Consider the following 13,174-nt stretch of genomic DNA (forward strand, 5'->3'; position numbering starts at 1 on the left):
CAGCCTAGCGCCCCAGATTCTTGAACGCCAGCGTCAACAGATAGGAGTTGCCGCGCGCGGCGTCGCCGGTGGTGGCATAATCGCGCTTCCAGGTCAGGCCCAGCCGCAGGCAATCGTCCTCATAGGTGATGCCCAGGCGGTGGCGCACCGGCTCGAATCCGTCGGCGAGCGAGGTGGGATCTTCCTTGCGATCGGTCAGATCGACCAGCGTCGAGCCCGAAAGCGACCAGAAACGCGCGATCTGGATGCGGGCGCCGAGGCGAAGCTCCTCGCGGTCCTGCAGGTCCTCGAGCGACGCGTTGATGTTACGGTTGAGGCGCAGATAGCCGATCTGGGCATAGGTGGAGCGCGAACCGAGCGTCATGTCGACTTCGTTGCGGCGGAAGGCCAGGCTGTCCTTGTCGAGCCGGTAGCGGTGGGTGAAGCTGACAAAATCGCGGAAGCGCACGACGGTGCGGCCGACAATGTCCGACACCCGGGCGTTCAGACCTGTCCCATCCGGGAACAGCGTCGGGCGCGAGGAAATGCGATAGCTCTGGCCGACATTGGCGTCGATCGAGAAGCCCGGCAGGTAGAGCGCATAGTCGAGGCCCCAGGTGAAGCGGGTCGAATCCTCGAACCGGTCATAGCCGGGGAAGCGATTGAGCGCGAAGAGGTTGGAATCCTCCAGGTCCACCGCGCGCGCATCTTCGTTCGGCACCTCGAGATTGGCGATCTTGGGCGAGGCAACCATCTGGAAACGTGGGGTAATGCGCTGCGTACCGCCGAACAGGCTGCCGACCAGCGGCCATTTCACGTCCACCGCCAGCGCACCGATGCCGCGGCCATGGAAGCCTTCCTCGCCGCGATAGCTGGCGATCGTCGTCAGCATCGTGTCCGAAGCATTGTAGACGTCGCCGCGGGCATAGGCGGTGAGGGTGACTTCCTGGCCCCAGTTGGTCAGGCGGCGCAGGTCCCAGCGGGCACTGGCGAAGGCGCGCTGCGAATCCTGACCGTCGGACCGGCCGATCGCCAGCGTGTTGACCTGGAACTCGAAGCGGCCGCCGATGATGCCGTCATCCATGCGCCGGCGATAGTCGATCTCGGGCAGGGCATAGGGCTGGAGGCCCTGGCGCTCGCCGACGCGGAGCGTCTGCACGACCCAGGCGTTGATCGAGAAATAGCTATCTGCATCAATGCGTTCGACGCGGAAGTTATTACGCAGTCGATCGTCGCGCGAGATGTCGTACCGGCGCAGGAAGGTCCGGTCCGTGGTCAGGCGCATCGAGGCGCTGGCGCTCCAGTTCGGATCGAGCTGGAAATTGCCGACCGCATCGAGATAGCCGCGGAAATCGTTCTTCGAGGTGGTAGGCGTGACCGGCACGGTGAGATCGTCGGCGCGGCGGCTATAGGTGCCATAGGCGCTGACCCGGAAGGCGCCGAGCGAGTTGAGTTCGCGATAATCCGCCTGCAGCATCGGCAGCACGCTGGAATAGACGCGCGGAGTGACGGTCAGGTCGCGATTGGGCGCGAAGCTGAAATAATAGGGCAGCGCGAACTGCACGCCGTTCGCGCGGTTGTAGCGAAGATCGGGCGCGAGGAAGCCGCTGGCGCTCTGGCCGCCGACTGGGTGCGAGAAGACCGGCAGCGGGATCGTCGCGAAGCCGAACACCGAGATGCGCGCGCCGGTGTAGCGCAGCCGCTTCTTGGCAGGCTCATAGACCACGCGATTGGCGGTGATCTTCCAGCTCGGCTCCTTGGGGCAGCCGTCCGAATTGGTGACCGAGCAGGGGGTGTAGGCGGCGTTCTCGACCGTGAAGCTGCCATCCTCGTGCATCTGGCCCTGCGCCGCGGCGATGCGGCCGCCGGCGTCGAGCACGACCAGCATGTTCTGGACGACGCCTTCCTTCAGCGTGTCGGTCAGCTCGACCTTGTCGCCATAGGCCGAATCGCCCTGCGGATTGACGACGACGACATTGCCCTCGGCGAAGACCTGCCCGCTCTTGCGGTTCCAGGTCACCTTGTCGGCGCGCAACCGCTCGCTGCGGCGATAGAGGCGGACATCGCCGGTAGCGGTGACCACGTCCTGATTCTCGTCATATTCGAGCTGGTCGGACGTGAACTGGATCTGGTCGTCGCCCTCGGGCAGCGCACTCGGCGAAGGCGGCGGCGGCTCGACCGCGGGGGTCTGCAGGTCAGGGCCAGCGGCGGGCGTGGGCGCGGGTGACGGCGCCGGAGTCGCGGGCTGCGGCGCGGTCTGGGCCGGCGCGGTCGTCTGCTGCGCGCGCGCCTCTGCCGACAGGCACAGGCCGACAGCGGCCGACAGCAGCAAGGCCTTGCGCGTCACTTCGATTCCCACCTTTGTTTCTCACTCCCGTGCACGCGGCAATTATTTGCCCTATCGCAGCGGTTGCGGCTCCGCAACGTCACGTGCGTTGGCCCGAACGCACGGAGGCGCTAACAGGAGCCAATGCAGGTCGATTTCTACCATCTGACGCAGCTCCCCCTGGAACGTGCGCTGCCCCGGATCGCCGAACGCGTGGTCGAGACCGGCGGGCGGCTGTTGATCGTCGCCGGCGAGGCGAGCCAGCGGGCCAGGCTGGACCAGCTGCTATGGACCTATACCCCCGAAAGCTTCCTGCCGCACGGCCAGGCGGGCGGGCCGGACGATGACCGCCAGCCGATCCTGATCGCCGGCGAGCCGGAAACGCCGGCCAATGGCGCGCGCAACATCGCGCTGGCCGACGGGGTGTGGCGCGAGGAGGCGCTGGGCTTCGACCGGGCCTTCCATTTCTTCGACGAGGACCGCATCGCCGAGGCGCGGGCCGCCTGGAAGGGACTGGCCGGACGCGAGGGGGTGGAGCGCAACTACTGGAAGCAGAACGAGCAGGGGCGCTGGGAGAAAGCGGCCTGAGTGTACGCTTCTGTACGCCGATATTTGCTTAGGTTGTGCGTAACGGCGGCTTGAGGCCGGTCGGTTTGATAAAGTTCTGCGGCTGTTTCCCTCCATGTGGGGTGTTGCACTTGCGGACGGTTTGGACGCGGAAGCTTGCACGGCTCTCTATTTCATCGTCATCCCGGCCTTGAGCCGGGATCCCGCTCCTTCCGCGATCGAGACTAGAGGGACCCCGGCTCAAGGCCGGGGTGACGGAAAATGGGTACGCGCCCGCGATCCCGCAGCCGCAGGACATCGCATCTTCTTCACGGTTCAAAGAGCGTCGGCAAGAACAATAGCGGAACGCGCGCCTGTAGGACAGCACGCCGCGCTTGCATCCGGCGCAACGCGGGACTAGGGAGCCGCGACTTTTCCACAACCATAAAGCAGGAGCCGCACGGCCATGGCCGCGAACCGGACCTTTTCGATCATCAAGCCCGATGCCACCCGCCGCAACATCACCGGCGCCGTCACCAAGATGCTGGAGGAGGCCGGCCTGCGCGTCGTCGCTTCGAAGCGCATCCAGATGACCCGCGAGCAGGCCGAGGGCTTCTACGGCGTCCACAAGGAGCGCCCCTTCTTCAACGACCTGGTCGAGTTCATGATCTCGGGTCCGGTCGTGGTGCAGGTGCTCGAGGGCGAGAACGCCGTGCAGCGCAACCGCGACATCATGGGCGCCACCAACCCGGCGAACGCCGATGCCGGCACCATCCGCAAGGAGCTGGCCGAATCGATCGAGGCGAACTCGGTGCACGGTTCGGACTCGGACGAGAACGCCGCGATCGAGATCGCGTTCTTCTTCAAGCCGGAAGAGATCGTCGGCTAAACGCTGACTTTCTTGCACCGTTTTGGATGCGAAGGGCCGGGGCGAAAGCACCGGCCTTTTTCGTGTTTGGGGGCGTGTGTCAGCTTTGGGGGATGGTGGATACAGTACGCCGTCATGCTGAACTTGTTTCAGCATCCAAGGAGCCGCCAAGGATATCCTTTGTGGAGCGTTGGATGCTGAAACAAGTTCAGAGTGACGAAGGTTTTTGCGGCTAGCTCCGCGGGAGCGTGATCGTTGCCACCAGGCCGCCGCCTTCACGGTTGGCCAGGCCGATCTCGCCGCTTGCGTCGCGGACGATTGCACGAGCCAGGGCGAGGCCCAGGCCGGCGCCGCCGGTCTCGCGATTGCGGGATTCCTCCAGGCGCGTGAAGGGATCGAAGACTTTCTCAAGCTTTTCCGGGGGGATACCGGGGCCGCGATCGCAGACTTCGATGCGGACATGGCGCTCGTCCGAGCGCAGGCGGACCTCTGTGGCACCGCCGCCATATTTCACCGCATTCTCGATCAGGTTGCGCACCGCGCGGCGCATCAGCGTGGGGCGGAGATGCATGCGCAGGCGCGGCGCTTCCTCGAAGGTGACGTCCTGATCGAGATCGCGGAAATCCTCGACGACGGCGTCGATCAGGGCGGACAAGTCAACATCGGTGGCTGGTTCGCTCGGACGTCCGAGCCGGGCGAGGCTGAGGATGTCGTCGAGCGTATGGTTCATCTCGTCGATCGTGTCCGCCATGCGGGCGCGATCCTCTTCATCCTCTACCGACTCGATTCGTACGCGAAGCGCAGCAAGTGGCGTGCGCAGGTCGTGCCCGATCGCGCCGAGCATGCGGTCCTTTTCGTCGAGCATCGCGGTCACGCGGGTGCTGAGCGCATTGTACGCGGCGATCACCGCGCGGACGTCGCTGGGGCCGCTTTCCTCGACCGGATCGGCGTCTTCACCAGGATGGAAGGCGCTGGCGGCTGCGGCGAGCTTGCGCAGCGGCCGGGCGATACGGTGGCCGGCCCAGAGCACGGGCACCAGCACGACGATGTAGAGGATCAAGGTCTGGGCGAGCAGCTGCCAGATCAGCGCGCGCTCGGAACGGGGCCAGGCCGAGCTGAGCGACAGCCAGCCCTTGCCGGGCAGCTCGACCGCGATCATCAGCTCGGCACCGAGGCGGCGCAGGCGCTCGGCACGGGCCGGGTCCATGCGCTTGAGCAGCGGGCGGCTGTCGTCGATCGGGCGGACCACCGCGATGACCTGGCCGACCTGCACGCCGCCATCGGTGAGGCCGCGGCGCAGGTCGCGCTCGATATCGGCGCGGCGGCCGAGCTCGGCGGGGATCGGATTGGCGGGGACGAAATCGACCCGGCCGCCGCGCGTCTGGCGGCGTTCCCGACCGTCGCGATCGTGTCCGTCCTGGCGGCCGGCGGGGCCTGGCGGCAGCGGAGGAGCGGGACGCGGGTTCACCGGGGTGCCGAGGCGCTCGGCAGCATCGATCAGCCGGGTGACGGTGGGGACGATGACCTGGGCGAAACGGGCATTCTGGCGCTCGCGGACGAGCAGGCCGAAGTTGATCGCCTGGGCAAGGAACAGCGCGACCGCGACGAGGAGGGCGATCTGGCCGGTCAGCGAGCGAGGGAAGAGGCGGGTCATGCGGCTGTTGTCATGCCCTTACTTGTTCCCCGGCGAAAGCCGGGGCCCAGGGTAACGGAGCGACACGGCAGAGAAACCCTGGGCCCCGGCTTTCGCCGGGGAAGCAGAAGAGGGAGCCCTCAAAGCCGCGTCACTTCGGCTGCCAGGGTGTAGCCGCCGCCCCAGACGGTCTTGATGATCGCGGGGTTGCGGGGATCGGGCTCGATCTTCTTGCGCAGCCGGCTGACCTGGTTGTCGATCGCGCGATCGAAGGCGGCGGCTTCGCGGCCCTGGGTGAGATCGAGCAGCTGGTCGCGGGTGAGCACCGCGCGGGGGCGGGTGACCAGGGCGTGGAGCAGATTGTACTCGCCGGTCGACAGCGGAACCGAGACGCCTTCGCGGTCCACGAGCGCGCGCTCGCCGGTCTTGAGCACCCAGCCGGCAAAGGCGAAGCTGCCCGCGTCGGGGGCGTGCTGGCGGGTGCCGCCGGCCTGGAGGCGGCGCAGCACCACCTTGATCCGGGCGGCGAGCTCGCGCGGCGAGAAGGGCTTCACGACATAATCGTCGGCGCCCATCTCGAGGCCGACGATCCGGTCGGTCTCCTCGCCGCGGGCGGTGAGCAGGATCACCGGCGTGTCGCTGGTCTCGCGGATATGGCGGCAGAGCGACAGGCCGTCCTCGCCGGGCATCATGATGTCGAGCACCACCAGGTCGATCGCATAGGCGGCCATGCGGGCGCGGGCGCCCTCGGCATCGCCGGACTGGGTGATCCGGAAGCCCTGCTTGGTGAGATATTGCGCGAGCGGTTCGCGGATCGAGCGCTCATCCTCGACGAGCAGCAGGTGCGGCGTTTCCGACATATCGGGTTCGTAGGTCATGGGCGGGCCGCAAGACAAGAGGGGGTGCCCGGGCAGGCGAGGAGGCAAGGTGCCTGCCCGGGCGAGTTTCCGGGCTGGCTCAGTTGTTACCCGAGCTGCCCGGCGGGGGACCCTGGCGATCGCGCATGCGGGCCATCATCGCGTCCATCTCTGCCTTGTCGATCTTGCCGTCGTGATTGGCGTCGATGCGGTCGAAGCGCTGGGCGGCCTGGGCCTGCATCTGATCGAGCGTGACGTCGCCGGTCATGCCGCGCATGCCCATGCCGCCGCCGCGCCCGGCGGCTTCGCGCTCGGCCTCGCTGACCTTGCCGTCCTTGTTGGTATCGAGCGCGGCGAAGCGCGCGGCGATGCCGGCGTTATATTCTTCCTTGGTGACGATGCCGTCGCCATTGGTGTCGAGCCGGCTGAGCATGCCGCCGCCGCGCTGCGGGGTATCCTGCGCGAAGGCCGGGGCGGTGATGGCCGATGCGGCGAAGGCGACGAGGAGGAACTTCTTCATCGGGTGCGAACTCCTTGGTCTCGGAGGTCCCAAGCCCCCGACAGGGTTCGCTTTTCGTGGCACGCTGTCGCACGGGTTTGTCACCCGCGCGGGAAACTGTCGCAACTTGTATCAGCCGAAGATGGCGACGCCCTGCATGGCCTCGGCGATGGGCTCGCCTGCGGCGTTCCAGATCGACATGCGCTGGGTGGAATAGCCGTCGCGTGCTGTGTCGGCATTGGCGTGGAGCAGCCACCAGCCGTCGGTGGTGGCGGGCGCGGCGGTCTGGAAGTTGATCTGCCAGTTGAGCGAGCTGAGCGGGGTACGTTTCTCCTCGAGCAGCTTGAAGGCGGCGGGGGGAAGGGCGTCGCCGATCGCCATCAGCTCGACAAAGGGGTGGAGGCCGGCATGGTCGCGCAGCCGGGCCCAGCGGAGCCATTCGGCCGGGCCGGTGCCGTCCTTCTCGTCGAAGAAGTTGAAGTTGCCGGTGAAGAAGTCGTCGGGGCCGGTATAGAGCTCGGCCTCGGCCGGCGGGGGCGTTACCGGCGCACGCTTCGCCGCGTCATGCGCGATGGTCGAGGCGAGCGGGGCCATGAACACGAAGGTGGCGCGCAGGCCGAGGCCGGCTTCCGACGTCACGTCCGACTGGAGGAAGGCGGCGTTGCGGCCGCGGCGCAGCTTCGTGGCGGTGACGGTGATCGGGCCAGCGAGCGGGCCGATGAACGCGACCTGGGCCGAGCGGAGCGGCGGCAGGTCGGGCTCGACCTCGAGCGCCGCCTGGAGCGCGAGCGCGGCGGATAAGCCCCCGTATGCCGTACGCCCCTGCATCCAGTCGGTGTGGACCGTGCTAGTGAAGCCCGTTTCGGTGCGTACGGCCTCGGCGAGGATCGTGGCGAGCGGGGTCACGCGGCGATCCGGTCGCGCAGCTCGCGCTTGAGTACCTTGCCGATCGCGCTGCGGGGCAGTTCGTCGAGCTTGTGGATATCGGCGAGGCGCTGGGTCTTGCCGACCTGCGCGTTGAACCAGGCCAGCACTTCGGCGGGGTCGCCGGGGCCGGTGAAGAAGCCGACCGGGGTTTCGCCCCATTGCTCGGACGGCACGCCGATCACCGCGCAGTCGGTGACCTGGGGGTGGGTGATGAGGATCGCCTCGAGGTCGGAGGGGTAGATGTTGAAGCCGCCCGAGATGATGAGGTCCTTCTTGCGGTCCATCAGGATCAGGAAGCCGTCCTCGTCGAAGCGGCCGACATCGCCGTGGCGGATGTAGCGATTGCCATCGCCGTCATGCCAGGTGGCATCGGCAGTGGCGTCGGCGCGGCCGTGATAGCCGGTCATCATCGCGCCCGAGCGGCCGACGACTTCGCCCATCTCCCCACGGGGGACTTCCTTGCCGTCCTCGTCGATCAGGCGGAGATCCTGGCCGGGAAGCGGCACGCCCACCGTGTGGAGCTTGGTCGGGTTGGCGTTGCAGACCAGAACCGTGGTGCCGCCGCCTTCCGTCATGCCGTAATATTCGACCAGCAGGCCGGGCCAGCGGGCGAGGATGTCGGCCTTGAGCACGGCGGAGAATGGGGCGCTGGTGCAGGTCTTGAGCTGGAAGCTCGACAGGTCGAAGCTGTCGAAATCGGGGAGCGCCATGATCCGCTGATACTGGACGGGGACGAGCATTGCGTGGGTCGCGCGGTGCTTTGCCGCCTGGGTCACGAAGGTACGCGCGTCGAACTTGCCGAGCAGTACCGTGGTGCCACCCCAGGCGATCGTCGGGATGAAGCTGACCAGGGTGGTGTTCGAATAGAGCGGCGTGGCGATCATCGTCACCGCGCTGCCGAAGCCGCCGGGCGCGCGGGCGATGTGGATCCAGCGCATCGACTGGGGCTGGACGATGCCCTTGGGCGTGCCGGTGGTGCCGGAGCTGTAGATGATGTTGAAGGGGTCGTCGGGGCCGATGGTCACCGGCGCGGGCTTCGATCCTTCGGGGGCAAGGAAATCGTCCAGCGCCTCGAGGCGCACGGGCTTCGCCGTGACCTGTGCATCGCCGAGTGCCTTGATGCCGGTCTCGTCGAGGAAGAGGATCCTGGCGCCACTGTCGGCGACCATTGCGGCGAGCTGGGCGGGCGTGGCCGAGGGCTGGAGCGGCGCGGGGACGCCGCCGGCGCGCAGGGTGGCGAAGAAGGCGGCGCCATATTCGATCGAGGAGGCGGCGAGGATGGCGACCGCATCGCCCTTGCCGACGCCTTCGCGCTGGAGCGCGGCGGCGAGGCGATCGAGCAGGGCGTCGAGTTCCGCATAGGAGATCGACTTGTCTTCAAAGATCATCGCCGGCTTGTCCGGCCGCTCGGCGGCATGGCCGCGGATCAGATCGGAGACCGTGGCGAATTCGCCCGCCAGCATTTCCTCGGTACGCATGCATCCTCCCGGTTACCGGCAGGACTAGAAGAGCACCCGCGCGAACGCCATACGCAATTTTCGAAAAATCACTCGGTCGCGGGTTCGGGCTCGGGCGCGCGGATATGGACGAACAGCGCGATGATGAGGGCGGCGATCGCCATCAGCGCGCCGGCGACGAGGAAGGCGGCACCGTCGAAGCCGTGATGCGATCCGGCGGCCAGCGCCTGGGTGGCGATCAGCGGGCCGAGGATCGCGGCGACATTGTTCATGCTAGACACCCCGCCCTGCAGTGCGCCCTGGTGCGACGGGCCGACCATGTTCGACAGCGTCCCGTTGAGAGCCGGATAGGCGAAGGCGCCAAACGCGCCGATCAGGAAGAAGGCATAGACCTGCCAGCCTTGCTGGATGAAGGCGTAGGAGAACAGGGTGAAGGAAGCGCAGCCGAGCGCGATCAGCGCGGCGTTGCGCTCGCCGACGCGCTTGATGACGCGGCCGGTGAGCAGCGCCTGGACCAGCACCGTCAGGAAGCCGACATAGGCAAGCGACCAGCCGATCGCGGTGGCGTCCCAGCCGAAGCGGATCGCCGCCCAGAAGGACCAGGTCGACGGGTAGACGGTGCCGGCGAGCTGCCAGAAGAACCAGGCGAGCAGCAGCGGGCCGGCATTGCCGGCATGGAAGAGCGGGCGGAAGGCGCCGATGATGTGCGCATCGGACCAGCGGAACGGGCGGCGGTTTTCCTGGGCGAGCGTCTCGGGCAGGAAGAAGAACATGACGACCGCATTCAAGGCGGCGCAGATCGCGGCGATCAGGAAGGGCGCGCGCAGCCCGAGGCCCGCGCTGATGCCGCCGAGCGCGGGACCCAGGATGAAGCCGACGCCGAACGCCGCGCCGACGAGGCCGAACACGGCGCTGCGCTTCTCGGGCGGCGTGACGTCGGCGATCACCGCGCTCGCCGGGCCGAAGGTGGCGCCCGCAATACCGGCGATTACGCGGCCGACGAACAGCCACACCAGGCTGGGCGCGGCGGCCATCAGCGCATAGTCGATCGCGAAGGCGATCATCGAGAGGATGAGGACCGGGCGGCGGCCGAACCGGTCACCGAGATTGCCGAGCACCGGGCCGGCGAAGAAGCCGGCAATGGCGAAGGCGGCGAGCATCCAGCCTGCGATGCGGGTGGCGTCGTCCAGCCCGACATGGCCGAGCTCGGTGACCAGCGCCGGCAGGACCGGCATGACGATGCCGAAGCCGATCACGTCGATAAGCACGGCGACGAGCACGATCGGCACCGCGCGATGTTCGAACTTCATTGGTATCCCCTCTTGGCTGGATGCTTAGCAGAGGTTGGTGCCGGCGCGCGGCATTTTTCGTCGTCATTCCCGCGAAGGCGGGAATCCATTTTCGCTGGTTTTCGTGGGTCTCACTTTGTTTGGCGGCAATGGATCCCCGCCTTCGCGGGGATGACGGAATGGAGTGGTGACAGTTGTGGCTTGACGGTTGCTGAGCCATACCGCAAATTCGAAACAAGCAAGAAGACTATCCCGGGAGAGAGTGATGGCCACGGCCCCCGATATCGATGCGCCGGCGAATCCGCTGGATGCGTTCCGCAACCAGGCGCGCGCGTGGATCGCCGCGAACTTCCCGCCGAGCCTGAAGGGCAAGGACAATGCGATGTCCGCGGTCGAGGGGCCGCATACCAACTCGCCCGAGGAGGATGCCTGGCAGACGGCGATGGGCGAGAAGGGCTGGGGCGTGCCGACCTGGCCCAAGGAATATGGCGGCGGCGGGCTTAGCCGGGCCGAGGCGCGGGTGCTGCAGGAGGAGATGCAGCGCGCGGGCGCGTGGAACCCGATCGGCGGGATGGGCGTGATGATGTTCGGCCCGACCCTGCTCGAATATGGCACCGAGGAGCAGAAGCGCGAGCATATCCCGGCGATCGCCAAGGGGCTGGTGCGCTGGTGCCAGGGCTATTCGGAACCGGGCGCGGGATCGGACCTCGCCTCGCTGCAGACCTTCGCCGAGGATCATGGCGATCATTATGTCGTCAACGGCCAGAAGACCTGGACCAGCGGCGGCCAATGGGCGGACAAATGCTTCATGCTGGTCCGCACCGACAAGACCAAGAAGCACGAGGGCATCACCTTCGTGCTGTGCGACATGGATGCGCCGGGCGTGGAAGTGCGGCCGATCCAGCTGATCTCGGGTAGCTCGCCCTTCTGCGAGACCTTCTTCACCGACGTGAAGGTGCCCAAAAGCAACCGGGTTGGGCAGGAAGGCGAGGGCTGGACGATCGGCAAGCGGCTTCTCCAGCATGAGCGCTCAAGCCTGTCGGGCGGCGGATCGACCGCGGGGCGGATGTTCTCGGGCGCGTCGCTCGGCCAGATCGCCAAGAAATATGTCGGCGTCGATGCCGAGGGGCGGATCGCCGATGCGGACCTGCGCTCGCGGATCGCGCGGCACGAGATGGACCTGCGCAGCTTCATGCTGACGCTGCGCCGCACCGCGCTGGAGGCGAAGTCGAACCAGGGGCCGAGCGCCGCCACCTCGATCATGAAGAATGTCGGCGCACGGATCATGCAGGAACGCTCCGAACTGCTGATCGAGATCCGCGGGCTGGCCGGCCTTGGTTGGGAGGGCGAGGGATTCGAGGAGGATGCGCTGAAGGATGTGCGCAGCTGGCTCTTCGGCAAGGCGGTGTCGATCTATGGCGGCTCGACCGAGATCCAGAACAACGTGATCGCCAAGCGCATCCTGGGGATGCTGGACCATCAATAGTGCCGTCACCCCCGCGGAAGCCGGGGTCTCTCTCCAATCAGCGTGCGCTCGCGGCACGAGATCCTGGCCTTCGCCGGGATGACGAGGTGAAAATGGCTATCCTGACCGAAGAACAGACGATGCTGCGCGACATGGCGCGGGAGTGGGCGGACAATGAGGCGCCGGTCAGCGCGTTCCGCAAGATGCGCAATGCCGCGCCGGCTGCCGGCTATGACGCGGGCATGTGGCGGGCGCAGGCCGAGATGGGCTGGGCCGGCATCCTGGTGCCCGAGGCGCAGGGCGGGGCGGGCATGGGCTATGTCTCGCTGGGGCTGGTGCTCGAGCAACTGGGCCGCAACCTGGTCGCGACGCCGCTGGCCAGCACGGCGGCGGCGACCAGCGCGATCCTGATGGGCGGATCCGACGCGCAGAAGGCCGAATGGCTGCCCAGGATCGCGGCGGGCGAAGTGGTCGCGACGCTGGCGATCGACGAAGGGCCGCGCTTCGATCCTTCGAAGATCGCCACGACGGTGAGCGGCGGCACGCTGAGCGGCGTGAAGGCGTTCGTGCCCGACGGCGACAGCGCGCAGCTGTTCGTCGTGGCGGCGACCGACGGGCTCCATCTCGTCGCTGGCGATGCCGGGGTGACGCGTTCGCCGCGCCACCTGACCGATAGCCGCAGCCATGCGCAGGTGACGTTCGACAATGCCCCGGCCGAGGTGCTCGGCGGCGGTGCCGAACTGATCGGCCATGTCGCGGACCGCGCGGCGGCGGCGGCTTCGGCGGAGATGCTCGGCATGGCCGAGAGCGCCTTTGCCCAGACCAATGACTATCTGAAGACGCGCGTCCAGTTCGGCCAGGTGCTGGCGAGTTTCCAGGCGCTGCAGCACCGCATGGCGAAGATGTTCACCGAGCTCGAACTGTGCCGCTCCGCCGTGGAAGGCGCGCTGGAGGCGATCGACAGCGGGCGGGCCAATGTCGCGCAGGAAGTCAGCCTGGCCAAGGCAGTGGCGAATGAGACGCTGCATCTGGTGAGCCGCGAGATGATCCAGCTGCACGGCGGCATCGGCATGACCGACGAGCATGATGCGGGCTTCTATCTGAAGCGCGCGCGGGTGCTGGAAGCGCAGTGGGGGAACGCGGCCTGGCATCGCGAGCGGTTTGCGCGGTTGAACGGGTACTGAGGAAACAGCGGCGGGGATGACGAATTATAAGGGCTGCGAATTCACTTTTCGAAGATCGATTCGGCCAAGGGTATCGGAAACGCCCCTGCAACATATGACATTTGCGCAACACTGCTAGTTCAGTCCCCTTTTGCAACCTTTGTT

At 67.1% G+C, this 13,174-nt stretch carries 11 protein-coding genes; 4 read left to right on the top strand and 7 right to left on the bottom strand.

Annotated elements, in window-relative coordinates:
* Positions 1 to 4: 4 nt before the first annotated feature.
* Positions 5 to 2,326 carry an LPS-assembly protein LptD gene (locus O3305_RS03815; protein ID WP_446746008.1) on the bottom strand — a complete coding sequence of 774 codons (2,322 nt, stop codon included), beginning with the start codon at positions 2,324 to 2,326 and terminating at the stop codon, positions 5 to 7.
* Positions 2,327 to 2,449: 123 nt separating this feature from the next.
* Here O3305_RS03815 and O3305_RS03820 point away from each other — a divergent pair, with 123 nt between their 5' ends.
* A complete protein-coding gene (locus O3305_RS03820; protein ID WP_269575216.1) occupies positions 2,450 to 2,893 on the top strand; it encodes a DNA polymerase III subunit chi in 444 nt (147 codons plus the stop codon).
* A 424-nt stretch (positions 2,894 to 3,317) separates the two neighbouring features.
* Positions 3,318 to 3,740 (top strand): nucleoside-diphosphate kinase, encoded by a 423-nt coding sequence (gene ndk / locus O3305_RS03825; RefSeq protein ID WP_184166551.1) that lies wholly within the window; start codon positions 3,318 to 3,320, stop codon positions 3,738 to 3,740.
* A 211-nt stretch (positions 3,741 to 3,951) separates the two neighbouring features.
* Here the strand turns inward: ndk and O3305_RS03830 are convergent, their stop codons facing one another.
* The 6 genes from O3305_RS03830 to O3305_RS03855 all read right to left on the bottom strand — a co-directional run bounded on the left by O3305_RS03830 (position 3,952) and on the right by O3305_RS03855 (position 10,402).
* The gene (locus tag O3305_RS03830; protein ID WP_269575217.1) at positions 3,952 to 5,373 is read right to left on the bottom strand and encodes a sensor histidine kinase; all 1,422 of its coding nucleotides are present in this window, start codon (positions 5,371 to 5,373) and stop codon (positions 3,952 to 3,954) included.
* A 119-nt stretch (positions 5,374 to 5,492) separates the two neighbouring features.
* A complete protein-coding gene (locus O3305_RS03835; protein WP_269576447.1) occupies positions 5,493 to 6,212 on the bottom strand; it encodes a response regulator in 720 nt (239 codons plus the stop codon).
* A gap of 97 nt (positions 6,213 to 6,309) precedes the next feature.
* The gene (locus tag O3305_RS03840) at positions 6,310 to 6,729 is read right to left on the bottom strand and encodes an EF-hand domain-containing protein (protein WP_269575218.1); all 420 of its coding nucleotides are present in this window, start codon (positions 6,727 to 6,729) and stop codon (positions 6,310 to 6,312) included.
* A 111-nt stretch (positions 6,730 to 6,840) separates the two neighbouring features.
* A complete protein-coding gene (locus O3305_RS03845; protein ID WP_269575219.1) occupies positions 6,841 to 7,614 on the bottom strand; it encodes a thioesterase family protein in 774 nt (257 codons plus the stop codon).
* Complete coding sequence (locus tag O3305_RS03850; RefSeq protein ID WP_269575220.1) at positions 7,611 to 9,113, bottom strand: class I adenylate-forming enzyme family protein; 1,503 nt, start codon at positions 9,111 to 9,113, stop codon at positions 7,611 to 7,613. Before O3305_RS03850 ends, O3305_RS03845 begins: the two co-directional genes overlap by 4 nt.
* Positions 9,114 to 9,181: 68 nt before the next feature.
* Positions 9,182 to 10,402, bottom strand: a complete 1,221-nt coding sequence (locus tag O3305_RS03855) for a TCR/Tet family MFS transporter (protein ID WP_269575221.1) — start codon at positions 10,400 to 10,402, stop codon at positions 9,182 to 9,184.
* 244 nt (positions 10,403 to 10,646) lie between these two features.
* Here O3305_RS03855 and O3305_RS03860 point away from each other — a divergent pair, with 244 nt between their 5' ends.
* Together O3305_RS03860 and O3305_RS03865 are read left to right on the top strand one after the other, a co-directional pair.
* Positions 10,647 to 11,867 carry an acyl-CoA dehydrogenase family protein gene (locus O3305_RS03860; protein ID WP_269575222.1) on the top strand — a complete coding sequence of 407 codons (1,221 nt, stop codon included), beginning with the start codon at positions 10,647 to 10,649 and terminating at the stop codon, positions 11,865 to 11,867.
* 92 nt (positions 11,868 to 11,959) lie between these two features.
* Positions 11,960 to 13,030 (top strand): acyl-CoA dehydrogenase family protein, encoded by a 1,071-nt coding sequence (locus tag O3305_RS03865; RefSeq protein ID WP_269575223.1) that lies wholly within the window; start codon positions 11,960 to 11,962, stop codon positions 13,028 to 13,030.
* Positions 13,031 to 13,174 lie beyond the last annotated feature (144 nt).

This window comes from Sphingomonas sp. NIBR02145 (assembly GCF_027359115.1).
Classification (GTDB): domain Bacteria; phylum Pseudomonadota; class Alphaproteobacteria; order Sphingomonadales; family Sphingomonadaceae; genus Sphingomonas; species Sphingomonas kyeonggiensis_A.

What these genes read in the sequence shown, in the direction of transcription:
- O3305_RS03820 (WP_269575216.1), top strand. Translation starts at nt 2,450, where the DNA reads ATGCAGGTCGATTTCTACCATCTGACGCAGCTCCCCCTGGAACGTGCG.
- ndk (WP_184166551.1), top strand. Translation starts at nt 3,318, where the DNA reads ATGGCCGCGAACCGGACCTTTTCGATCATCAAGCCCGATGCCACCCGC.
- O3305_RS03830 (WP_269575217.1), bottom strand. Translation starts at nt 5,373, where the DNA reads ATGACCCGCCTCTTCCCTCGCTCGCTGACCGGCCAGATCGCCCTCCTC.
- O3305_RS03835 (WP_269576447.1), bottom strand. Translation starts at nt 6,212, where the DNA reads ATGTCGGAAACGCCGCACCTGCTGCTCGTCGAGGATGAGCGCTCGATC.
- O3305_RS03840 (WP_269575218.1), bottom strand. Translation starts at nt 6,729, where the DNA reads ATGAAGAAGTTCCTCCTCGTCGCCTTCGCCGCATCGGCCATCACCGCC.
- O3305_RS03850 (WP_269575220.1), bottom strand. Translation starts at nt 9,113, where the DNA reads ATGCGTACCGAGGAAATGCTGGCGGGCGAATTCGCCACGGTCTCCGAT.
- O3305_RS03855 (WP_269575221.1), bottom strand. Translation starts at nt 10,402, where the DNA reads ATGAAGTTCGAACATCGCGCGGTGCCGATCGTGCTCGTCGCCGTGCTT.
- O3305_RS03860 (WP_269575222.1), top strand. Translation starts at nt 10,647, where the DNA reads ATGGCCACGGCCCCCGATATCGATGCGCCGGCGAATCCGCTGGATGCG.
- O3305_RS03865 (WP_269575223.1), top strand. Translation starts at nt 11,960, where the DNA reads ATGGCTATCCTGACCGAAGAACAGACGATGCTGCGCGACATGGCGCGG.